This window comes from Pseudoalteromonas sp., from assembly GCF_041613455.1.
Classification (GTDB): Bacteria; Pseudomonadota; Gammaproteobacteria; order Enterobacterales; family Alteromonadaceae; genus Pseudoalteromonas.
This window is the reverse complement of the sequence record NZ_JBFJHD010000013.1, coordinates 14928-39515: the sequence shown is the minus strand read 5'-3', so window position 1 is coordinate 39515 and position 24588 is coordinate 14928. Positions and strand designations below refer to the sequence as shown.

The following is a 24588-nucleotide window of genomic DNA, read 5'->3' as shown; positions in this document are numbered from 1 at the left end:
TAGTGGGTGTAAGGGGCACTTTCTAAACTTAATCAACACATAGCCTCGTTAATTGAAGCTATGTCTGCAATATAATACTCCCCCCCGTGCATAATCGATGGTTTTTACTGTCGATTATTTTATTAGTTACTAATTTTAAATAACTTTTTCAAAAACAATAAATCTTTGATAATTTAAACTAAGTAGTAAAATGACATTGCCACCGGTGGCAATAGCTGCTAATGTTAGCCTATTATAATAATTCCAATTTCAGCAGCAGGATACAAAAATGAACAATCAACGACGGTATTTTCTTAAAGCATTGGCTTCTAGCACGTTGGTAACTGCAACCTTAGTTGGCTGTAAGTCAGCCCCTTTGCTCAATGTTTTTGACGCACCCATTAGCGCTGATGATTGGCAAATGGCTGCACAAATCAAATCAGCGATTGTAGTACCGACCTTCCCTGCTAAACAATTTAATATTAAAGACTTTGGCGCAAAAGAAAATGGCCAATATGATTGCACACAGGCCATTAAAAGCGCCATTGAAGCCTGTCACGCACAAGGAGGTGGTCAGGTCTATATTCCAGATGGTACCTACCTCACTGGTGCGATTCATTTATTATCAAACGTTAACTTGCACCTCAGTGATAACGCAATAGTGAGCTTTAGCACTGATCCCACTCATTACTTACCAGAAGTATTTACTCGCTGGGAAGGCTTAGAAATGATGGGGTACTCACCACTGATTTATGCTTTTGAGCAAGAAAACATTGCCATCACAGGTAAAGGAACACTCCAAGGAAATGGCGATAACCAAACATGGTGGCCTTGGAAGGGACCACACAAGGAAGGCCATTGGGATTTAATTAAAGATAGCCAAGGTAAAGTATTGCACCAGCGTGAAGCACGCGATCAGTTGATGGTTGATGCCGAAGCTGGTGTGCCAGTAAGCGAACGTATATACAGTACCGGCGCCTATTTACGTCCCCCTTTTATTCAACCGTATAAATGTAAAAATATTTTAATCCAAGGTGTAACAATTAAAAACTCGCCATTTTGGTTAGTGAATCCGGTTTTATGCAAAAGTGTTACGGTTGATAAGGTTAATTTTTCAAGCCACGGGCCAAACTCTGATGGTTGTGACCCAGAAAGCTGCGATCATGTACATATCAAAAACTGTGTATTTGATACCGGTGATGACTGTATCGCGATTAAATCAGGGCGAAATGCAGACGGAAGACGTGTCGGTGTACCCTCACAAAACATTGTTATTGAAAACTGCCATATGAAAGAAGGCCACGGTGGAGTGGTTATAGGTAGCGAAATATCAGGTGGTGTAAACAATGTCTTTGTGCAAAATTGTACTATGGACAGCCCGCATCTAGAACGCGCTATTCGTATCAAAACTAACTCAGTACGTGGCGGTTTGATCGAGCATATACGCATTCGTAATGTTGACGTTGGCACCGTTAAAAACGCTGTTGTGATCAACTTCTATTATGAAGAAGGCGATGCAGGACAATTCGATCCAACAGTTCGTGATATTCAAATTGAAAACTTACATTGTAAAAATGTACTCAGTAAAGCGTTTTATCTTAATGGCTTTGAACGCGCACCAATTAACGATATTCATTTTAAAAACTGCCATTTTGACCAAGTAGGCAGTCAGTCAATCGTAGCGCATGTAAATAATATGAGTTTAGATAATGTCACTTTAAACAAACAGCCACTGACAATGGCGCAATTACAGCAATCATGATAGGAATCGATGTATGAACGCGTTTTCAACATTATTAGGCACGCAACCAATCCTGCCTATAATACAAGCAAATAGTAGTGAAGAAGGTGTCGCTATTGCAACCGCGATGCATAAGGCGGGTATCCAATTAGTGGAAGTTGTGCTGCGCACGCCAGCGTCACTTGACGCATTAATCGCGATTAAAAAAGCACTGCCCGATTTATGTGTAGGTGCAGGCACCATTACCGATCAAACGTTACTTGCAAAAAGCCTTGCCGCAGGCAGTGATTTTATTGTTACGCCTGCTATATCGCCACGGTTACTCGATGCCCTTAGCCAATCGTCGGTCCCTGTTGTGCCGGGTGTTTCAAACACCGCAGATATTTTACTTGCTAAAGAATATGGCTTTACTGAGCAAAAATTGTTTCCTGCTTCTTTGTGTGGTGGCGAACAGTTTTTAAAAGCAGTCAGCAACGTATTTGCTGATATTCGCTTTTGCCCTACAGGCGGCATTAATGAGCAAAACTTTAAAGACTATTTAGCACTTAGCAATGTGATGGCCGTAGGCGGTACATGGATTGCACAACCACAATGGGTGCAAAGTAAAGACTATGAAAAAATCACTCAAGCCTGCCTTCAGGTACTAAACAACAACTAATTAACATATTGACTGCCATACGTTGACAGTGTAATTTACCCTTGAATGCCACCGGTAGCAAAATATAAACAGAACAGTTAAGGAATCTTCAATGCCGAGCAATATCGAACCTTTAGAGTTGCACCCAGATCGTTTATTTTCAAGTGATCCTAGCGTCGTTGCTATCGCTAGAAAGTTATATGAATCAATTAAAGACTTACCGATTGTTAGTCCACACGGTCACACTGATCCACGTTGGTTTAATGAAAATGAAAACTTCGGCAATGCAACTGAGCTATTTATAAAACCCGATCACTACGTATTTAGAATGCTCTATAGTCAAGGGATACCAATGACTGATTTAGGCGTGCCAGAACATGGTCTGCAAGGCGATATGGCACGTTCAAAAGCAGCAGCTCCTGAAAAAGTATGGCAAATCTTTGCTGACAACTATCACCTGTATGCAGGTACGCCAAGTGGCTATTGGTTAGATGCGGTATTTAGTGATGTGTTTGGTTTTACAGAAAAACTTTGCTCTGAAAATGGTCAGCACTATTATCAAAAAATTACAGCTGCGTTAGCAACACCCGAGTTCAAGCCTCATGCACTGATGGACCGCTTTAATATTGAACTAATTGCGACAACAGAGGGGGCACTTGATCAGCTCCCGCACCACCGCGCAATTGCAGGTTCTGTAATGGCAAAACGTGTTATCACCACCTTTAGACCTGATGATGTGGTTGATGCTAGCCGTGAAGATTTTATCGACAACGTATTTAAACTTGGTGAGATAACCGACCAAGATACATCAACTTGGCAAGGTTATTTAGCAGCAATTCAAATACGTCGTGATTACTTCCGTATTGAAGGCCGTGCAACAGCAACCGATCATGGCCACCCTACTGCATTAACTGCTGACTTATCTACAGCTGAGTGTGAAGCATTATTTGAAAAATGCCGAACAGGCAATTCATCTGAGCAAGAGCAAGAGTTATTCCGAGGTCAAATGCTTACTGAACTTGCAGGTATGAGCATTAAAGACGGCTTAGTAATGCAAATTCACCCTGGTGCCAATCGTAATCATAACCAAGCGGTATTTGATCAATTTGGCCGTGATAAAGGCTGTGATATTCCAAGCCAAACTGAATACGTAAATGCGTTAAAACCACTATTGAGTAAATACGGGAATCACCCGGATCTTAAAATCATCTTATTTACGTTAGATGAAACTACCTATAGTCGTGAACTTGCGCCACTAGCAGGTCACTACCCTAGCCTAAAATTAGGCCCAGCATGGTGGTTCCATGACAGCCCAGCAGGTATGCTACGTTTTAGACAGCAAACAACCGAAACAGCAGGTTTTTACAATACAGTTGGCTTTAATGACGACACCCGTGCATTTTTATCTATCCCCGCTCGCCATGATGTTGCACGCCGCGTTGACTGCCGATACTTGGCTGAATTAGTAGCTAATCATCAAATTAGTGAAAGCACTGCGCAGACACTGGCTTATCAACTAACCTATGGGCTAGTGAAAAAAGCATATAATCTCGATAAATAACAATAATAGAGCCACTTAATTTAAGTGGCTCAACCATTGAGGACACACCATGACTTTAAAAATATCACTGTTATCAAAGCGCATTATGATGGTAACAGCTCTAGGCTCTGGCCTTTTACTGGCTGCCTGCCAAGAACAAGCTGACCTTCAAAAACCATTGCAAGCAAGTGAGACTAACTCTCTCAGTAGCGCACTAGTTGCTAAAGTAGACATTGTTAATCCATCTTCGTTTAAGCGCCCTAATGAGCCAATCTATCTTAGCTATTACGATTTAGGCCTAAGCCAAACTCCTGCTTTAACTGTAAAAACAGCGCAGCAAGTGTTACCTAGCCAAGCTGTAGATATTAACTCAGACGGTGAACTTGATGGTGTGTATTTTATTGTCGATTTAAATGATAAACCGATTGAAGTCACCATTACACAGCAAAGTAAACCAGTAATCACAGCACAAACAAAACGTGTTCAAGCTGATCTTGCCCATAAGCAAGGTGGTCAATGGCAGCCTCATTCTCGTCCGCCAAAACACCAAATTGGCACAGGCAAAAAAGAATATGTTGGTGGCAACTTCATAAATGTTCAAGAACTTTCCCCACCAGATTATTACACCGATCATTCAAACTGGATCCGATACGAAGGCCCAGGTATTGAGTCAGATAAAGTGGGCTATCGTTTTTACCTTGATTGGCGCAATGGCTTTGACATTTTTGGTAAATTAAGCGCAGCCCCCGTGTTACATACTGTTGGCCTTGATGGTTATGACTCTTATCATGACAAACAAGATTGGGGAATGGACATTCTCAAAGTCGGTAAGTCTTTAGGGGCTGGCGGATTTGGTTTGCTGGGTAGTAATGATGAGCTGGAACATGTCGCTGATGTGAACCAACGCACAGCGCGGATTATTGAGAATGGTGATTTACGCGCCAGTATCCAAATTGAGTATCAAGGCTGGCAAAACAGTTATCAACAGCAAGATTTAACCGCCAATATTAGTATGCATGGCGGCTCACGTTTAGCACATGTAGAACTGAGCACTGATAAAGATTTGTCTAATTTAGTGGCCGGTGTGGTCAAACACCCTGAGACTGAGTTTATTCAAGGTGATCTCGATGCAATGAGTAATTATGGCTACAGTTATATTGCCAGTTGGGGCAATCAAAGTTTAGATAAATCAGCTTTAGGTATGGCGGTTTTCTTTAAAAAAGGCGATGTTATTGACGTACGCCAAGATAGAAATAACTACCTTGCAGTACTAAAACCAAAAGGACAAAGTACACAGCATGCAGATTACTATTTTGCCTCAGTGTGGCAACCTGAAAGTGGTATCAACGATAAAGAAAGCTTTATTGAGTACCTTGAACAACAAGCTGAAAGATTGACTATTAAACCACGCATTACTTTGCATACCACAGTTACAGCAAATAAAACGACGCAACCGCTTAATGATAAATTAGCCCTTGAATGGGCCCGCGCCCTTGCCGATTCAGAGCTGAAAAGAAAAACACTAGGCTACCATGCCAATGGCTGGGATGTTAACCGTAAGCGCAGCCCAAAGTTTGAATACGACATTATCGGTTTACAACCTTATGCTTATTATCAATTAGGGCTGGCAACTGATGAACAAGCTTATAAGGATGTGATTGCCAAAGTTACTGGTAGCTTTATTGATCAGCAAGGGAAAATCAGCGCCTATAAACAAAGCAATTTTAATATTGATAATATTCCACCCGGTCGCAACCTTATTCAGCTATACCAAGATACCCAGCAGCAACAATACTTATCCGCTGCAAAAGCTTTGCGAGCACAATTACAGTTACAGCCACGTACATCACAAGGCGCATTTTGGCACAAAAACAAATATCAACATCAACTGTGGCTAGATGGCGTTTACATGGGTATGCCTTTTTTAGCCCAGTACGGTAGCTTATTTGAAACGGGCCACCAGCAACAAGAAACCTTTTCAGAGGTTGTAAACGAATTTAAGCTCACTCGCGAAGCACTACGCGATACAAAGACAGGGTTGTACTATCACGGTTGGGATGAATCTAAACAGCAAGCATGGGCGAATAAGCAAACCGGTGTTTCCGCAGAGTTTTGGGGCCGTGGTATGGGTTGGCTCGCTATGGCAGTGGTTGATGTACTCGATTACATCCCAGCAAAAAACACAGAGCAACGCGATACCTTACTCGCCATGGTAAAAGAGTTGGCCACTGATATTGCCAAAGTTCAAGATACTGATACCGGCACATGGTGGCAAGTTTTAGACAAACCAACGGCTTTAGGTAACTACCAAGAGTCAACTGCAACAGCCATGTTTGCTTACTTTTATGCCAAAGCGCTTAATAATGGCTATATCGATACTGATTATCAAGACACCGCCCTTGCAGCGTATCAAGGTTTACTTAACCAATTTACATTAGTACATAGTGATGGCACGGTGAGTATGACCAACCAATGCTATGTTGCAGGTCTTGGCTTTGGCCGTGATGGTAGTTATCACTATTATATGAACGAGCCGGTCAGCAAAAATGATCCTAAAGGAAATGGTCCCTTCATTCTAGCAAGCCTTGAAGTAGCTAAGCTTCTAGCTGGTAACAACTAACCAGCCATAAATTAGTCAGCCAGCCGGTAAGCAAAGTTCATCGCATTTTTGCTTACCGGCTAACACTCACTTCCCTTCAACAACATCAGCACACTAAGCTCATAAGGATTTATGATGCGTATAATTAAAACCAATAAAGACAGCGCAAATAAAAATATTATTTCATTTTTTATCTGCTGCTTATTCTGCTCAATAATGAATGTGTCTGCGCAAAATAATAACAACTCACTTAGCTATGCCGTGCAAATGGCTAACTCTGAGATGACTCGTAATCCACAGGCGTACACCATTGATTGGCGTACTGAACCACGCTGGGACTACACCCATGGCTTAGTGTTACTGTCATTTGCCAAGCTCTATCAGCATAAACCAGATCAACGCTATTTCAATTACATTAAAGAATATGTAGACGCGTTAGTAATGGAAGATGGCAGTATTAAAACCTACGTAATGAGCAAATATAATCTCGACATGCTCAATGCCGGCAAGTTACTGTTTTTTATGTTTGATGAAACAAAAGACCGTAAATATCGCCTTGCCCTCGATACGCTATATGCACAGTTCAAATTACAACCTCGCACAATTGATGGTGGCTTTTGGCATAAAAAACGCTATACCTCGCAAATGTGGCTTGATGGTTTATATATGGCAGCGCCCTTTTATGCCGAATATATCCGCCGCTTTGGGAAAGCAGATCAGTATGATGATGTTATAAAGCAGTTTGAATTAATTGAACAACATACTTATCGCAGTGACACCGCTCTCCCTGTACATGGCTGGGATGAGGCTAAACAACAGCGTTGGGCAAATAAAAAAACCGGACAATCACCTAATCATTGGTCGCGCTCTATCGGTTGGTACGCCATGGCAATGGTTGATGTATTAGATCAACTACCGAATGATTACCCTAAAAAAGTGTGGCTATCACAGCGCTTTAATACATTGATTGATAACATGTTAAAACTTCGTTCTGACTCCGGTGTATGGTATCAAGTTACAGATAAAGGTGAATTACGCGGCAATTATTTAGAGTCATCAGGCAGTGCTATGCTCAGCTATGCGATTGCAAGAGGTGTTAATCAAGGTTACTTGTCTGATAGCTACCAAGCGATTGCAAAAAACACCTTTAATGCTGTAGTTAGCAACTTTATTAAACCTGAAGCGGATAACACCTTATCAATCCAACAAGTATGTGAAGTAGCAGGACTTGGCGGAAAACCATATCGAGATGGCAGCTTTGCTTATTACATTAGTGAGAATGTACGTGCGAACGATCCTAAAGCAGTCGGGCCTTTTATTCTTGCTAGTTTAGAAATGGAGAAATAACCGATGCTAAGTAACAAATACTATTTCTATTTAGTACTGTTAGTTGTTTGCTTAAGTAGCAGCCAGTGTTATGCAAAAGAGTCGCAATTACTATCGCCAACAGACACTCAAAGTCCGTGGCAAGTAGATCTTGGTAATGGCGAATATAAAAACCCGATCTTGCATGCCGATTATTCCGACCCAGATGTGGTTGCTGTTAATGGCGATTATTACATGACAGCATCTAGTTTCAACTCTGCACCTGGCTTGCCTATTTTACACTCTACCGATTTAGTCAACTGGCAGTTAATTAATTATGCGCTGCCAATACAGCTGCCACAAGCCCACTTTGCAAAAGTACAACATGGCAACGGCGTATAGGCGCCCACAATCCGTTTTCATGATAATAAATTTTGGATTTTTTACCCTGATCCTGATTTTGGTATTTATGTAACCACAACAGATGATCCTGCTGGAACTTGGTCAACCCCACAGCTTATTTTAGCGGGTAAAGAATTGATCGACCCTGCACCATTATGGGACGACAATGGTAAAACCTACTTAATACATGCATGGGCAAAAAGTCGTGCTGGCTTTAATAATGTACTCACGCTACGTGAAATGAAAGATGACGCAAGTTGGGTCAGTGACAAATTCACACACATTGTCGATGGTACAAATCACCCTGGATATCGCGCCATTGAAGGTCCTAAATTTTATAAACGTAACGGTTATTACTATATTTTTGCGCCTGCTGGTGGCGTAGATTTAGGTTGGCAATCGGTATTTAGAGCAAAAAAATTACCGCTCCCTATGAAGCCAAAGTAGTAATGGCCCAAGGTAATTCAGTGATCAACGGTCCTCATCAAGGTGCGTGGGTTCACACCCAATTTGATGAGGACTGGTTTATTCACTTTCAAAGCAAACAAGCGTATGGATGGGTATCACAACATCTTCTACTGGCGAACAACAGCTAGTCTATGTGCACTGTTTTAATGCGAGAAAAGGCTGTAAAGAAAGTATCGTAGGGCAACAACCACTGACACAACCCTATCTTGAACTAAAAGTCGTTCTACAACCAGGCGCCACAGCCATTTTTAGTTATAGAACCGCTGCAAGTGCTGAGTTTCAAATTATTGGTGAACACTTCCAAGCTAAAAAAGGCCGCTGGGTAGGAGCTAAGTTAGGCTTATTTAGCCTGTCGCAAACTACTGGCGCTAGCAGCTATGCCGATTTTGACTATGCCCGTTACGACACTTTGGATTAAATGAATATGTTTAAACATCAAAAGTTGAACTTTATTGCCATATTATTGCTATGTGTTCAGCCATGCATAGCAGCTGATTACACCGTTAAAAATACTTATAAAAAACTAATCAAACACTATCCACACATCCAGGTGCCCGCAACGACACTTCCTGACTCTGTCATCGCTCATAAAGCATTGGTTTACAAGCAAACTAAAAACAGTGCACAGACTTTAGATATTTATCAGCAAAAGCTGCAAACACAAACAGCGCCTTTGATCATATTGATCCACGGGGGGGGCTGGCAATCAGGCACCCCCGCATTAATGATAGCACTTGCAATTGCGCTGGTAGAACGCGGTTATATTGTTGCTGCGCCCAGTTACCGCCTCAGCGAGGAAGCGCCTTATCCTGCAGCAGCTGAGGATTTAGTTAGTGCGTTTCATTGGCTTAATAATGCTGCTCAGTATAATATAGACAGCACTAAGATTGCTTTATCGGGCGGCTCTGCAGGTGGCCAATTAGCCGCGCTGTTAGCTTACAGCGGCGGAATTGTGGGTAGCAGCGACACTAACTCGAAGCGATTTAATGTCCAAGCGCTGATCAATATAGATGGCTTAAGTGACTTCACGTCTTCTGAAGCACTACCTTTTGAAAACAACCCAGCCAAAGCCGTCACTTCAGCCAGCAAGTGGTTGGGGGGTAGGTATGAAACTATCCCACAGCGTTGGCGCGGCGCATCGCCTATTTTCTATATTGATAAAAACGCGCCTGCAACACTTTTCATTAATAGCTCAGTGCCACGCTTTCGTGCAGGTCGAGACAGCGCAATACAAAAGTTGCAAAAGTTACATATACCCAGTGAAGTTTACCAGTTCGATGATGCGCCGCATTCATTTTGGTTATTCCAGCCGTGGTTAACGCCTACAACCACCGTTATTGATGACTTTTTAACAGTACAATTTGCTAAAACTCATTGATCATTATTGTTGTTAAAATTAAAGTCTTGATGGCTTAATGGTTATTTTAAGTCATCAAAGCTTTTACTTTCTTTGTTGCTAAGTGAATTTAAGTACTGCTGCAAAACCTGTGCTGTAGTTGCATTTTTTAATTGCGGCTGATGCTGTTTGAACCAGTCATCCGCAACACCATCTTCATTAGCATCAACGATTGCGGGAGCCCCTGTAAATTCCTGTTTATATGCATCCCAATTACCAATTAGCTCAAACTCATGATCAATCAAACCATTTTTCTTTATCGTGACACTATCAGTGAGCTGTTGATAAACAAGCGTATCAATACTGTCATGGAAATAGCCATGTGCATTACGACTTGCACCTATATGTTGCCCCTTAATGGCATCACTAAATGCTTGCTTTGCATTAACATAAACCATCGTTGTTTGCATGGGTGATGTAATGATTGCTTGATCACTTAACCACTGGCTATTTTCATCACTAATAGTGCGTTTTGCTTTAACCGCTTTGCGATAATTTACACCTAAATAATTATGCTCAGTCAGTTGTGGGTTATTCTCAAGTACATTACCCATAATATATGCCTGATTTTCTTTGATCTCTGGGGAATACCAAATATCAGCAAACTGCATGATCTTACTTGCTTTACCCGGCTTATAGTAATTATTAATCAAGTTAAAGCGACCATTTTCTGATCCATAAACATTATTATGTCCCCAGTTAAAAATAATATTATTGATAAGCTCAACAAACTCTTCATCTTGTGCATACGGTGATTTAAGTCTATGACCATTGAGCCTAGGCGTTCTACTGGCATGATTGGCAATTATATTATTAATAAAGCTCGCATTTGCCCCGCCCCAAATGCCACCATAACCATGATCGCCTTTAGGGTGAATTGAATGGCTTAAACTATGTGAAATAATTGAATCTTGTAACGTAAAGTTATGGTTATTATAAAAGCTCGCGCTTTCATCCACCGACCAACTCAATGAACAATGATCAATAATGACATTCTCACTATTACGCACCGTTAATGAATCATCAGCATAGCCAAATGTGCCTAAGCGAAAGCGCATATAGCGGATAATCACATTATCTGCGGATGAGACCGTCACAGGAGCACCAACAATGGCAATCCCACCTGGCGAACTTTGCCCCGCGATTGTTATATTACCATGAGATATTTTAAGTTCCCCTTCCAATTTGATCACACCCGATACCGCAAATACGACAGTGCGAGGATGTTTTTGCACAATTGCATAGCGAAGGCTGCCTGGTTGCGGCTTATCTAAATTATCTTCCAATGTAGTCACTCTATAAAGCGTGCCATTAACTCCTCCTGTTGCGTATTTACCAAATCCTTTTGCCGTTGGAAAAGCCAATGTTGTATTGACTTGTGCAGAGTATAAATTAGTCGAAACAAAAACCGTCAACACAGTAATGATGCTTAGTATTACGATATTGAGATAGTTTAAATTATTATTCTTCAGAACTTGCATAATGTTCCTTGGCTATTTCGTTTTTAATGCTGGTTAAAATAAAAAATTGTCAATATGTAAATTGACAGTTTTATTAATACAGTGTTAACTTCATGTTATTCCACTTTGCCACCGGTGGCAAGCTTGGGATTTAAATCAACGGGAGTCGCATATCTTGCACACACAATTAAAAGCCTGGAAAGGAACAAAGATGAAGAGCATGAGACTAAGCACGATCGCAGCAGCATTAATGGTAGCTATGCCACTTTATGCACAAACGGCCGATCCTGTACAGCCAAAGGTAGAAAATAATACACAAAAAACCACAACCAATGCTGAACAAGAACCAACCAAATCAGCACAAATTGTTGAAGACGATATAGAAATAATAGCTGTAACGGGTGTTTACCAAGCTGATTTAAAAGCACGCGCTATGGAACGTGACAGCAAAGCGTTTAGCTCTGTGATTGCCACGGATGACATGGGTAACTTTGTTGACCAAAATGTTGCTGAGTCACTGCGTCGGATACCAGGTGTCACTTTAGAGCGCAGTGAAGGTGAAGGTAAATATATTGCAGTTCGGGGCTTAGGCCCTAAATTCGTATCGGTGAGCATGAATGGTGCAGAACTATCTGGTGCGGGTGATGAACGTAAAATTGGCCTTGATGGCATCACTAGTGATTCATTAGGAGCCATTGAAGTATTTAAAACCCTTACCCCTGATATGAATCTAAATTCGATAGGTGGAGCAGTAAACGTCAAAGCTATCTCAGCATATGACCGTGGTAAAAACACCCTAAAAATGAAGCTGCAAAATTCATACAGTGAACTCAGAGAAGAACACTCGCCGAAGTTTAGCCTTGATGGCACACAGCTATTCTTAGAAGAAAAAATAGGCGTTGGTTTTGCACTTTCTTATGAAGATAGGAAAAATCAAGTAGATGAGGTACGCCATCATAGCACTCGAGAATTAAACTTTTTACAAGGTGGCATTGGCCTCAGTGAAGAGCAATTAGGTGTGGCACCTGAAATATTGATCCCCGCGCAACTCGAAAACCGCCGTGAAATAGCTGACCGAACACGTACCACCGCAACTCTAAATGTTGAGTTTAAGCCAACCGCAAACAGTTTTTATTACATACGAGGTAACTACTCTAATTACACTGATGATGACGTCGCACAAAGAGAGTTTTATAACTTTTATAATGGCGACCAAGCAGATGAAATTATTTATGTAAATGCTGATACAAAAGAGTTTGTCCTGTCTGATATCGATATTTACAACCAATTTTTCATTCAGGAAGGTGAAACGACTACAACCAATTACAGTATCGGTGGTGAAAACTATATTACCGACACTTTACGCGTAGATTATGAATATGCGTATTCAAAAACAGATGATAAATCTGTGGGTGATCGTCGCGTGCAATTTCGTGAGCGTGAGAATATCGTCTACGGTCAAGCAACTAAAAATAATATTGTTGCACAGGTGCTTACTCCTGAAGAAGCTGCTGCCCTAGGTGGTTTTGCGTTAGATCCAGACAATGATGTTTTTGCCGGTGAAGCCGATGGTGATATCAGCGATTTATCAAATATGGAATACGACAACTTATTTATGGAAGACAGTGTACGCACTGATGAAGTCACAAGTATCAAGCTAAACTTGCAAAAAGACTTTGATATTGAGTATCTTAATTTTATTAAAATTGGTGGTACTTACAACGAACGCGAACATTTCCGCGATAAAGATCGCTGGAGCTATGCAATAAACCCACTCGATTGTGGAATGGATGAAACCTGTATTACCGTCGCCAACTCAAATGTTACTGATTATAACTTTGCGGTTCCTGAGGGTGGCTTATTTAGCTATCCTTTTGTTAGCAACGAAGACCTTGAGTACATAGTTGACTCAACTAAAATTACGCGCGACAGTGCCACCGGTGGCGAGGTGTCAATTGACAGCACCAAAGAAGACTATACCTTATACGAAGATACCTACGCAGCTTATATTATGACTGAGCTGCAGCTATCAGAGCAAGTCAGTGTTATTACCGGTGTACGCTATGCGCATACTGAGTTTTCTTCAACTGGATTTATGTCGCTTGAAAACGATGACTGGGATTTTGGCAATGACAAAATGCTTGATTTAGCAATCCCACTACCTGAATCGTCAATTACCTATAGTGAGTTTTTCCCGAGTATTCATGTTCGCTATGAGCCGAGCGATCAAATTTTGGTACGTACTTCATTATGGACCAGTTACACCCGGCCTTCTTTTAAACAAGCTCGTGGTTTTGCTAAGTTTGATGACGACATAAGCCTATGCAATCCAACAACGAACAACTGTTACAGCTCGCCAGATGGACAGAGCGCCATTGACCTTCAAGGTTATATTTTAGGACCCGATAACGCAGTACAAGTTGGTAATCCTAATCTAGTAGCCATGACATCTGACAACTTTGATGCATCATTTGGCTGGTATCCATCAAAAGAGTTATTTATGGAAGCTGCGGTATTTTACAAAAATATCGATAACTTCATCGTCGATGTCACCGGTATTCAAATGGGGATAGACGAATTACCACTGACTTTACCAGTTAATCAAGTGTCTGACTTTGCAATTCCACAAGATCTTGTTCTTAATCAGGTCGATATAACTTTAAACGGCGATAAAGCGACTGTTTATGGTATTGAATTGAGTTACAACCAGTTCTTTGAGAATGGCTTATTTTGGCAAAGTAATATGACATTTGTAAAAAGTGAAGCTGAGCTCGATGCCACTATTCGTCATGATAAAATGCCACTGCCTGGTCAGGCTGACGTTACCAGTAACATTGCGGTGGGCTGGGAAGATGAGTCATTCTCATTGCGTCTAATTAGTAATTACCGCTCAGATATTCTTGAAGAGGTTGGCTCTTGTCCCGTATCAGCTTCTGTATCAGACCCACATACCTGTAAGTCATGGGCTGATATCTACCAAGACGATATCTTAACCTTTGATATGAAAGTGAAATATGACTTTACGAAAAGCCTCAGCGTGTATTTTGACGCGATTAACTTAACCGATGAATCAGATTTACGTTATTTCAAAGGTAATGATTTATCCGGTGGTGAAATCCTCTATCAACGTGAAGATTATGGTCGTACGTTCCAGTTAGGTATGAATTATAAGTTTTATTAACAGCTACTAATAATGAAAAACGTTAATTTCACACACAATTAACGCGTTAATGACGCGCTTTCATCCTTGGAGGGATGCATGAATAATACAATAAAAATACCATCGTGTTTGCTGATCACCGCGATCTTAGCAGGCTGCGGTGAAGATAGTTCTATCAATGTCAAAGAAGCTCCGTTACCACCAGTGCAAGGGATATTTGTTGACAGCCCTGTTGCTGGTTTAACCTACAACAGCCCATCAATAAGCAATGGTGTAACAAACGCAAATGGACAATTCGATTACTTTAGAGGTGAAGCTATCGATTTCTCAATTGGTGCACTTACCTTTCCTACGGTCTCTGCCGCCAATGTATTAACTCCACTTGCTTTGTTTTCGACAGATACCGTGTTTCATCCTGCTGTTATTAATAGCTTGCGTTTATTACAGTCACTAGATGTTGATGGTGATCCTAGCAATGGCATCACCATCAGCGAGCAAGCAGCACAAACAGCCGTTATGACTTTAGCAGAAGGGCAAACGATTACGGACTATTTTAGTAGTGATGAGTTTGAGGCGAATGTTAATGCGTGGCTCGCTGATGCAGGTTCAGCTAATAGTACCTTAATTCCAGCTGATCAGGCTATTGTGCACTTTGTTGATTTTATTTTTAAGCAATACAACAGCACGCAACCTTTAGCATTTAATACTGCCGATTTTAGCGGAACAATGTATAACCCATTAGTACAAGGCAGTGAGGCAATTATTACACAGTTGATGTTAACGCCCGTTGATGAATCAAACCTTAGTGGAACATTCAGCCAAGTAGTGGGTGACAGCGAAACAGTAACAGGCCGTTATTCGTTTTTATTCGGTAATCGTGTACTAGCACTGATCTCAGGTGAAGGTGAATCTGCTACAACCCAGTATATTATTTCTCGCTCTCATAATACGGTTAATAACACCTATAGTGTTTGTGCCACAAGCGGTCCAAACGCATTGGCAACACTGGTGCTTATTTGTGATAGTAATGATGATGCTAAAAACAATATTTTAGTGTTCTCCGAACAACAAGCCCAAGAAGAGTTAGTCAAACTCAACGATTTAGCTCAGCAAGCTGGTTTAGTCTTAATTGAAGAGTTTGATACTGACACTGAAACATTTTTCTCATCGAGCTATAAAAGCTTATCGGATGAGCAAGGCAGCGGCCCGTTATATTTTAAAAGTGGCGGTAGCGCAAAAATTGACGATGTAGCAGGCCAACTAATTCTTGAAGGCGGCCGTATTACCATCGGTAATACCCTGCCCGGCAAAGAATCAACAGCGACTGATAGCTCAGGTGTGGGGATTTATAATTTAAGCGAAGGGTTTACCATTAGCTTTGATATTATTTCTCATAATAGTGCTGGTGGATTATCCCTGTATGTTGATAATAATACTGCCAGTCAAAGTAATTCAGTGCATGGCGGTGCTTCAAAGTTTTATGGTAAAGACATAAACGAAAGCAATACCCCTGCAGGTCAACGGTTTTCATATACCTACATTCCAGGCGAAGATGTAAATACTGGCCCAGATCTGACTAATATCGATGCCCGCGGTATTTTAAATCCTGAGATTAAAAATTCATATTTCCAAATACGCACTGATTCAGCGGCAATGATTGTCATTGATAACTTAACCATCAAAACAGTGGCAACCGACGTACCAGATGTCGAGCCACCTGTTGAACCACCTGTTGAACCACCTGTTGAACCACCGGTTCAAGGTGAGATCCCAACAGTAGAATTACCAATTACCACTGACTTTACCGCACTTACTGCGGATATTTTCTCTGTTGAACATCAAAAAATTATTGATACTAACGGCGATGAAATCCCAATGTTTAGCAAAACAGGCGGCTCAGTCACTGTGATTGATACTGGATTAGAACTTAATGGAGGTCGTTTCACATTAGGTAACACCACCCCGGGTATTGAAACAACAGCAACGGATACCACCACCAGTGGAGCGCTGGATTTGTCTCGTCCTTATCAAGTGGTGATGGATATTGTCAGTATAAGTGACCCTGAAGGTGATAATAAATTCCAAATTTATGTGGATAACAACTCATCAAGCAGCTCTAAATCAATCCATGGTAATGACTCACGTTTTTATAATGAATTGATCAACTCGCTTACTGCTGGCCAAACTTTAACAGTACCCGGAAAGCTTGCGACTAAAAACTCATTTTTACAGTTACGTACCGAAACAGGTGGCACTGTGGTTATCAATAACCTCAGAGTTGAGTATATTAAAGATCCATCTGTATTTAGCTGCACGGATGCACCTGAACTGTATTTTTGTGATGATTTTGCCAATGGTGATTTAAATAATTGGCAAGTTTTAGCCAAGTCAGATAACACTGAAGCCCCAATGGGGGAGTTTGATGTACTTGATATCATGGGTAATAACATGATGCGATACACCGCAGGCGGTGCTGGTGGCGAGCTAATTTTAGCTACTGAAGAAGCTATGGCAAACGTGCCTGTCACAGGTAACTACTTTGTTGAAGCGAAAATTCGCCCACGTCAGAACTCTACCACGGCCAATAAGCAGATTTTTTTGATGGCACGCTATTTAAATGCCGGTAATTGGTACGCTGGTGGTTTAAATGTGCAAAACTCATCAAGCAGTACGCAAGTGGAAGTTGCCGTTAGTAGCGAAGGGTCGATTGCGCGTCCAGTGCAAACAAAATCACCAATCTTACTCGGTGAAAAAGGAGCAACAGAAGATGGTGTTTGGTACACCACTCGCTTTGAAATGATTGATGATCAACTTACCGTATACTTAGATGGTGAGAAAATGGGCTCTGCGGCTGATACCAGCTATACAGCGCGTGGCTTAATTGGTGTGTTTACGAATAATCGTTCGTTTGAAATTGATGATGTAAAAGTGGGCGACCCTAGCATCAAGCCAATTCAGTTAACCCTTGATTACAAAGAGCCTAATTGGGACACAAGTACCAGTATGGATCCATTGTTGATCAACGTTACAGCGATTAAAAACGACGGTATCACAGCCGGCACCTACACGGTCACTTCAAGCAATGAAGCAGTGGTGAGCGTTGCAATCAATGGAAATGCGATCACCCTTACACCGATTGCTGCAGGCGATGCAACGGTCACATTTGTATCGGATTCAGACCCAAGTATTACGCGTACTATTAAAGTCTCTGTTGCAGAAGGCTTTGTTATGCCAACCGCTGACTATGGTGATTTAACAGATAAAGTGATGCCAGCGATTGCTAGCGATAGCCAATTTGTTGATACCCAGTTATCGATTACTTTTGATAACGCCCCTACGTTTGGTAGTTTAGGTGAAATACGTATTTATAAACAAAACGACAACACGCTTGTTGATACCCTCAAAGTGGGTAAAAACGTCGATGTGATTGGTTACACAGGCCAAGATAAATTGCGCTCTGTGTACTACTACCCTCTCACGATTGAAGGCAATACCTTAACCATTAAACCGCACAATAATGTGCTTGAATATGGCCATACTTATCGTGTTGTCATTGGTGATGATGTGGTACTGGGCGCACAACTCAACGGTACTGATTTTATTGGCCTCGGTGATAATAGCCAATGGACGTTCACCACTAAAGTGACAACGCCGGCAAGCAATCAACTACTGGTTGATGATGACGGTGTAGCTGACTTTAGAACCGTGCAAGGTGCACTTAACTTTGCAATGGCAAGTCTTGCTAAAGATGAGCAAACCACCATTTCAGTCAAAGATGGTGTATATAATGAACTGCTATTCTTACGTAATAAAGATAACGTAACTATACAAGGGCAAAGCCAAGACAATACTACTATTCAGTACGAAAACTACGAAACACTCAATGGTGGCTCAGGTGGCAGTGCGCCTATAGGTTCTGGCACACCGGGCGGCGGTCGTGGTGTATTCTTAGTTGAAGGTGCGGATATGTTAGTGATCAACAACCTAACATTGAAAAACACCCACTTGCGTAACAATGTTGATTCAAACCAAGCTGAAACTATTTACTTTAATAGTAATGGTCGTTTAGTGGCTAATAATGCCAGCTTTATTAGCGAACAAGATACCCTATTACTTAAAGGTTACACTTGGTTTTACAATAGCTTAGTTGCAGGTAATGTTGACTTTATTTGGGGCTACCCGGTCACTGCATTATTTGAAGACAGTGAAATTCGCACTATTGGTGACTCCAAAGATGGTGATCCAACTAAAGACTCATCAGGTGGTTATGTGTTACAAGCCCGCGTACCTGTGCAAACAGATCCTGGCTTTATCTTCTTAAATAACCGCTTTACTCATGGCCCAGGACCAATTGGCAATAATGTGTTAGATAATTCAACCTATATTGCACGCAGTGGTGGCAGTGACACATATTTTGATAATGTTACGCTTATCAATAATAAGTTTGATACTCACATTGCAACCTCAGGTTGGGCTGTGCAAGGAGTTAACAGTCAACCTGCACCAAATCCAGAAATTGCAACGGCTACCAGTGGCTGGCGCGAGTATGGCAGCATGGATTTAGCAGGTAATACTCTTGATTTAAGTGCCCGTGTTGGTGGTTACATTATGCAAGACAGCGACGTGGTTAACTTACTTGAGCGTAACGCTATTTTTGCAAGCTTTAATGATGGCCAAGGTTGGACACCTGAACCACTCGCTATCCCAATCTTGCCAGATGAGCCAATTGCAATAACACCGGTGAATAATAGTCTGGGTTTTGCTGGTTATAATTTTAGCCTAACCGGTGGCGAAGGTGGAACAGTAGTGACCGTTGATAATGGCACAGCGCTTAAATCGGCTTTAGCACAAGCAAAATCATCAGGTGTTCCAGTGACTATTTATGTCGATGGTGTCATTACTGATGCAAACAGTGGCGGCGATAATTCTTCTATCGAAATTAAAGATATGGATAATATCTCAATCATTGGTGTGGCAGATCGTGGTGAGCTAAGTGGTATCGGCATTGCTATTCGTCGTGCTAATAACATCATTATCCAAAACTTAAAAATCCATGAAGTACTTACCGGCGGTAAAGATGGTATTTCGATTGAAGGTGATGAAAATAAACCTACCGCGAATATCTGGATTGATCATAACGAACTCTATTCATCGTTAAATGTTGATCAAGATTATTATGATGGTTTAATCGATTCTAAATCGGGTGCTGAAAACATTACCATTTCATATAACTATATTCACGATAGCTGGAAAACGTCACTCCATGGTCACAGTGATGATGACTCGAGCAGCAACAAGAATCGTCATATTACCTTTCACCATAACCGCTTTGAAAACATCATATCGCGTGTTCCGTTGTTTAGATTTGGTCAAGGTCATATATTCAACAACTATTATAACAATATCACCTCTAGCGCGATTAACTCACGGATGGGCGCAGAGCTACATATTGAGAATAACTACTTTGAGCATACTAAAAATCCTGTGGTCTCTTTTTACTCAAAAGTAATTGGTTATTGGAATACCTCGGGTAACTACCTAGGTGAAGGTGTTACTTGGGGTGATGTGGCTGACGGCGATGTGGCTGCAGAGGTTACTGCCACTGGTATGACACCCACCAGCTCATACCAAGCACCTTACGAGTATAAGTTAACACCAGTAATGGATGTTAAAGCGCATGTTATTGCCCATGCCGGCATTGGTAAAACAGATCAAAGCGATTTAGACATCCCTGACATTGCAGCGCCAAGTGAACCACCTGTTCAAGAGCCGCTTGGGTTACCCTTTACTGAAAATTTTGCTGCAGCGAATACGGACGAGTTTTTTAGTAATAGTTATCGTGACTTATCGGGCTTAGCTGGATCTGGTACGCCGCTGTTCCACCGTGTAACAGGCGCTAGTGATGTATCAGCAGGCCAATTAACCATGACAGGGGCACGCATTAGTATAGCGAATACTACCCCTGCGGTTAGTACAACCTCAGCAGATGCAAGCACCACGGGGTTACTTGATTTAAGTAACAGTTATCAAGTGAGCTTTAAAGTCGTGACTGTAGCAGGCAATACTGCAAAAAGCTTCCAAATATATGTAGATAACAACACCTCTGGTAGCGCTAATTCAATCCACGGTGGTTCATCGAAGTTCTACTCAGTACAGCTTCAAGACTTAGTCCCAGGTCAAACGTACACCGTCGATGGGTTGGTAGCCACAGCTACCTCATTCATCACTCTCAGAACGGAAAGTGAAGCAACTATCACATTGGATGAAATAACCATCCAATAGTTGTAATGGGAGAAGCCAAGCGCTGCTTTCACACAATTTGATAGTTACCAATACCCTCGCCCCGTACAGCAAGGATATTTTTTTATCCATATCATTCCTTTCTCTTTGTGCAATAAAATCTTCAAGTTAATAATTCACAAAGAGATTAACAGGCGCTGCGGTTAAAGAGCGAGGGCATGAAGTTAACGTTATTAAATTGAGTTAGTAATTTTTCAAGTACGACTGCATAGATGCAGGAGATAGAGTAATGCAGGAGCAATTGCCAAGAACACCCTATCAAAATTTCTGCCTTGTTATCACTGTATTTATCTGTCGCTATAAATGGTCAGTAACTTAATACGATTAATATCAGGCGGTGCTTACAGCGCTCAAAATGTTTCAGATATTAAAAACGAGCGCTATGCATTTTATCCTTTAGGCAGCATATCGGCCGTTTCGTTTAACACCGATATTTCATGCTCTTTTATCAAAGGTGCTCCTCAAATTTAATTAACTCATGAATTAAATCAAAAAATTATCATTGGATTACGGATAGGAGTAAGCGCCCTAGTGTCAGTAAGACGCTTTGTATGGCTGTAACAAAAATATTATGAGAGGGGGTTAATCGGTACTATTTAGCGCATCTGTTGGTAGATTCACGCTTCACTAAATAAGGGGTGACTACGTCATCTAATTTAATTTTTTCACTTTGTGTCGATTGGCTTTTATTGATGAGTTTTTGCACCGCTAAACATGCCATATTTTGTACCGGTCTTCGAATAGTCGTTAGCGATGGAATGATCCTTGAAGCCAAAATATTATCATCAAAACCTGCCACTGATAGCTGTTCTGGTACTTTGATATTTAAATTACTGGCAACCCGTAATACCCCCGCCGCCATTTCGTCGTTGTTAGCAACAATGGCCGTTGGTCTTGGTTCAGTGCTTAACAACGTCATAGCGCATTCAATACCACTTTCGTAACTATTTTTTCCTTCAATAATACGATTTCCAGGCAGTTGCACATTACATTGTTGCAGTTCAGCTAAAAAGCCGGCTAAGCGTTCGATTGAAGAACGATAAACTTGCGGTCCAGAAATAAAACCAATGTCTTTATGGCCAAGTTCAACCAAGTAGCTGGCCATTTCTTTCATTGCTTCGCGTTCGTCTGAGACCACAATGTTATCAGCATCATCTAAATCTACCGATGCTAAGCGCACATAAGGACAACCAGCTTCACGAATTGCTGCAGCTAACTCTTTGTTCTCAGATACTGGCGGTAAAATAATCACGCCATCAAGCTTAGAGCGAGAGATAAATGACAGGCAATCATCAATAAATTCAGCTCTTTTAGAGTAACTAGGATGAACAACCAATTCATAGCCAAGTTCAGAGCAGACGCTTAATGCACCTCGTTGCACCTGATCAATATACAATGCATCGGGGTTATCATAAATTAAACCTAATAAGTAAGAACGACTCGATGCCAGCCCCCGTGCTTGTTTGTCAGGAGAAAAACCAACTTCGCTGATAATTTTAAGCACTCGCTCCCGCGTCGCTTCACCCACAGCGGGAGAGCGGTTGATCACACGTGAAACTGTGCGCTTTGAAACACCGCACAGCTTAGCTACATCATTAATCGTTACTGACATAAAAGTTCCTATTTAGGATGATTGCAAAGTTTAACACTAACCGTAGATCCATAGAAGTAGTTAGTCAGCTCTTGTTATACATTGACTACTTTGATTTAAAAGAAAAATGGAGCTGTAGAGCTCCATCACAGATTTGTTTGATTAAGTTGATCTAAACGCTGATAAATAAATTATCCTAAGTTCAGGTTAGTTACTCGATTAAACCAAATAAACGCGGTAACGTTTCACTGATTGCCGGTACATATGTGACCAACATCAAGACTAAAAACATCACAGCATACAACGGCATCATTGGCCTAATTATTTTATGTAACGATGTTTTCGCCACCGCACAACTGACAAACAGCACACTCCCAACTGGCGGAGACACCAAGCCAATTGATAAGTTTAATACAATCATAATACCAAATTGAATCGGCGACATACCAAATTGCTCAGCTACCGGTAAAAAGATCGGTGTAAAAATCAATACCGCAGGTGTCATATCAATAAACGCGCCAACCAAAATTAAAATCAGGTTGATCAACAACAAGATTAAAATCGGATTATCACTGAGTGTTAAAAAGAACTCACTGACCAGCTGTGGAATATGTGTATATGACAATAACCACGACATGCCCGATGACGCGGCAATGATCAGCATTACAATAGCCGTTGTTTCACAAGCTTTTAGTAATATAGCGGGCATTTCAACTATATTGATTTCTTTGTAAATAAATACCGACAGTACTAAAGCATAAATAACGGCAATAGCGCCTGCTTCAGTTGCGGTAAATACACCGCCAATAATGCCGCCAATAACAATAAAAATAAGCAATAAGCTTGGCAAAGCTGCGAGTATTTTTTTCATCACAATGTTAAATGGCAGTCTTGCTGTTACAGGGTAATTGTTGCGAATAGAGTAAATAGCGCAAACAATCATCAACGCCAGCCCCACTAAAATTCCCGGTAAGTAGCCAGCAATAAATAATGCCGCAATCGACACCCCACCACTGGCGATGGCATAGATAATTAAAATATTACTCGGTGGTATTAACATGCCCGTAGTGGCTGCACTTGCGGTAACCGCCGCAGCAAAACTAGCACTGTAACCATGTTTTTTCATTTCTGGCACCATAAAACTACCAATCGCCGATGTGGCTGCAACGGCAGATCCTGATATTGCACCAAATAACATGCACGACATTACATTTACGAGTGCCAAGCCGCCGGGTAAAAAGCCTATCATCGCCATAGCACATTCAATCAGCCGTTTAGCAATACCGCCTTGGCCCATTATCAATCCTGACAAGATAAAAAATGGGATTGCCAATAATGCGAAACTATCAATGCCACCGGCCATTTGCTGGGCTATGGTCGTGGTGGCAGGCGTAAAATCAATGTGCATTAATAACGCTGCTAATGTTGATAGCGCAATACACAAAGAAATAGGTACATTGATAAATAACAATACAAAAAAACAAACGATTAAAACAATTGCTGTTGAGTCCATTACGCTTGCTCCGTGAATGTTTGCTGTGCATAATTGATGAGGTTTTCAATGCAATTAATCACAATCAACACCCCGCTCAGCGGTAAAACGATATACACATAACCCATGTTGATCTCAAGCGCCGCTGACATTTGCTTTAATTCAAAGCTCAACATCATCAATTGGCTGCCGCCATACACTAAAATACTTAACGCCGTGATCAGCACGCAGATTTCGATTACAAATGAACACTTATACCTAAGTGACGGGATCATTTTTTGATAAAAAAGATCAAGCCCTAAATGTGCTTTGGTGCGATACGCATACGAAGCGCCCAAGATCCCAATCCAAATCAGGATAAAACGCGCTAACTCTTCGGTGTATGAGCTCGGTGCACGTAAAATAAATCGTGAAAATACTTGCCAACAAACAACGGTTACAATTGCTATCATGGCCAAAATCAGTAATCGCTCGATGATGCGATTTAAGTGTGTGTTGAGTTGTCGCATTGTTTGCTC

13 protein-coding genes and 1 pseudogene are annotated in these 24588 nt (G+C 41.3%); 10 read left to right on the top strand and 4 right to left on the bottom strand.

Going from position 1 to position 24588, the window contains the following annotated elements:
• Nucleotides 1–268: 268 nt before the first annotated feature.
• The 8 genes and pseudogenes from ABYB02_RS02810 to ABYB02_RS02775 all read left to right on the top strand — a co-directional run bounded on the left by ABYB02_RS02810 (nucleotide 269) and on the right by ABYB02_RS02775 (nucleotide 10049).
• Complete coding sequence (locus ABYB02_RS02810) at nucleotides 269–1741, top strand: glycoside hydrolase family 28 protein (RefSeq protein WP_372760844.1); 1473 nt, start codon at nucleotides 269–271, stop codon at nucleotides 1739–1741.
• 13 nt (nucleotides 1742–1754) lie between these two features.
• The gene (gene eda, locus ABYB02_RS02805) at nucleotides 1755–2378 is read left to right on the top strand and encodes a bifunctional 4-hydroxy-2-oxoglutarate aldolase/2-dehydro-3-deoxy-phosphogluconate aldolase (protein WP_004334882.1); all 624 of its coding nucleotides are present in this window, start codon (nucleotides 1755–1757) and stop codon (nucleotides 2376–2378) included.
• Between the two features lie 91 nt (nucleotides 2379–2469).
• On the top strand, nucleotides 2470–3918 hold the full coding sequence (gene uxaC / locus ABYB02_RS02800) for a glucuronate isomerase (RefSeq protein ID WP_372760842.1): 1449 nt from the start codon (nucleotides 2470–2472) through the stop codon (nucleotides 3916–3918).
• 49 nt (nucleotides 3919–3967) lie between these two features.
• Nucleotides 3968–6517: a glycoside hydrolase family 88 protein gene (locus ABYB02_RS02795; protein ID WP_372760840.1), complete on the top strand. Its 2550-nt coding sequence runs from the start codon at nucleotides 3968–3970 to the stop codon at nucleotides 6515–6517.
• Nucleotides 6518–6631: 114 nt separating this feature from the next.
• Nucleotides 6632–7843 (top strand): glycoside hydrolase family 105 protein, encoded by a 1212-nt coding sequence (locus ABYB02_RS02790; RefSeq protein ID WP_372760846.1) that lies wholly within the window; start codon nucleotides 6632–6634, stop codon nucleotides 7841–7843.
• Between the two features lie 3 nt (nucleotides 7844–7846).
• Nucleotides 7847–8650: pseudogene (locus ABYB02_RS02785) on the top strand (family 43 glycosylhydrolase).
• A gap of 109 nt (nucleotides 8651–8759) precedes the next feature.
• Nucleotides 8760–9089: a hypothetical protein gene (locus ABYB02_RS02780; protein WP_372760838.1), complete on the top strand. Its 330-nt coding sequence runs from the start codon at nucleotides 8760–8762 to the stop codon at nucleotides 9087–9089.
• On the top strand, nucleotides 9090–10049 hold the full coding sequence (locus ABYB02_RS02775) for an alpha/beta fold hydrolase (protein WP_372760836.1): 960 nt from the start codon (nucleotides 9090–9092) through the stop codon (nucleotides 10047–10049).
• Nucleotides 10050–10090: 41 nt separating this feature from the next.
• On the opposite strand, the gene ABYB02_RS02770 is transcribed toward ABYB02_RS02775, so the two are convergent.
• Nucleotides 10091–11548 carry a polysaccharide lyase family 1 protein gene (locus tag ABYB02_RS02770; RefSeq protein WP_372760834.1) on the bottom strand — a complete coding sequence of 486 codons (1458 nt, stop codon included), beginning with the start codon at nucleotides 11546–11548 and terminating at the stop codon, nucleotides 10091–10093.
• A gap of 190 nt (nucleotides 11549–11738) precedes the next feature.
• On the opposite strand from ABYB02_RS02770, the gene ABYB02_RS02765 reads away from it, so the two are divergent.
• Nucleotides 11739–14708 (top strand): TonB-dependent receptor, encoded by a 2970-nt coding sequence (locus ABYB02_RS02765; protein WP_372760832.1) that lies wholly within the window; start codon nucleotides 11739–11741, stop codon nucleotides 14706–14708.
• Nucleotides 14709–14786: 78 nt separating this feature from the next.
• Nucleotides 14787–20969, top strand: a complete 6183-nt coding sequence (locus ABYB02_RS02760) for a pectinesterase family protein (protein WP_372760830.1) — start codon at nucleotides 14787–14789, stop codon at nucleotides 20967–20969.
• Nucleotides 20970–21579: 610 nt separating this feature from the next.
• Here the strand turns inward: ABYB02_RS02760 and ABYB02_RS02755 are convergent.
• The 3 genes from ABYB02_RS02755 to ABYB02_RS02745 form a co-directional block, all read right to left on the bottom strand.
• A complete protein-coding gene (locus ABYB02_RS02755) occupies nucleotides 21580–22599 on the bottom strand; it encodes a LacI family DNA-binding transcriptional regulator (protein WP_024609071.1) in 1020 nt (339 codons plus the stop codon).
• A 190-nt stretch (nucleotides 22600–22789) separates the two neighbouring features.
• Entirely contained in the window at nucleotides 22790–24091 is a 1302-nt protein-coding gene (locus tag ABYB02_RS02750) for a TRAP transporter large permease (RefSeq protein ID WP_182753072.1), read from the bottom strand.
• Complete coding sequence (locus tag ABYB02_RS02745) at nucleotides 24091–24579, bottom strand: TRAP transporter small permease (protein WP_024606886.1); 489 nt, start codon at nucleotides 24577–24579, stop codon at nucleotides 24091–24093. The genes ABYB02_RS02750 and ABYB02_RS02745 overlap by 1 nt, the downstream gene beginning before the upstream one ends.
• Nucleotides 24580–24588: the final 9 nt, after the last annotated feature.

Coding starts and splice junctions, on each gene's coding strand:
- ABYB02_RS02810 (WP_372760844.1), top strand. CDS start 269: ATGAACAATCAACGACGGTATTTTCTTAAAGCATTGGCTTCTAGCACG.
- eda (WP_004334882.1), top strand. CDS start 1,755: ATGAACGCGTTTTCAACATTATTAGGCACGCAACCAATCCTGCCTATA.
- ABYB02_RS02770 (WP_372760834.1), bottom strand. CDS start 11,548: ATGCAAGTTCTGAAGAATAATAATTTAAACTATCTCAATATCGTAATA.
- ABYB02_RS02760 (WP_372760830.1), top strand. CDS start 14,787: ATGAATAATACAATAAAAATACCATCGTGTTTGCTGATCACCGCGATC.
- ABYB02_RS02765 (WP_372760832.1), top strand. CDS start 11,739: ATGAAGAGCATGAGACTAAGCACGATCGCAGCAGCATTAATGGTAGCT.
- uxaC (WP_372760842.1), top strand. CDS start 2,470: ATGCCGAGCAATATCGAACCTTTAGAGTTGCACCCAGATCGTTTATTT.
- ABYB02_RS02780 (WP_372760838.1), top strand. CDS start 8,760: ATGGGTATCACAACATCTTCTACTGGCGAACAACAGCTAGTCTATGTG.
- ABYB02_RS02775 (WP_372760836.1), top strand. CDS start 9,090: ATGAATATGTTTAAACATCAAAAGTTGAACTTTATTGCCATATTATTG.
- ABYB02_RS02755 (WP_024609071.1), bottom strand. CDS start 22,599: ATGTCAGTAACGATTAATGATGTAGCTAAGCTGTGCGGTGTTTCAAAG.
- ABYB02_RS02750 (WP_182753072.1), bottom strand. CDS start 24,091: ATGGACTCAACAGCAATTGTTTTAATCGTTTGTTTTTTTGTATTGTTA.
- ABYB02_RS02745 (WP_024606886.1), bottom strand. CDS start 24,579: ATGCGACAACTCAACACACACTTAAATCGCATCATCGAGCGATTACTG.
- ABYB02_RS02790 (WP_372760846.1), top strand. CDS start 6,632: ATGCGTATAATTAAAACCAATAAAGACAGCGCAAATAAAAATATTATT.
- ABYB02_RS02795 (WP_372760840.1), top strand. CDS start 3,968: ATGACTTTAAAAATATCACTGTTATCAAAGCGCATTATGATGGTAACA.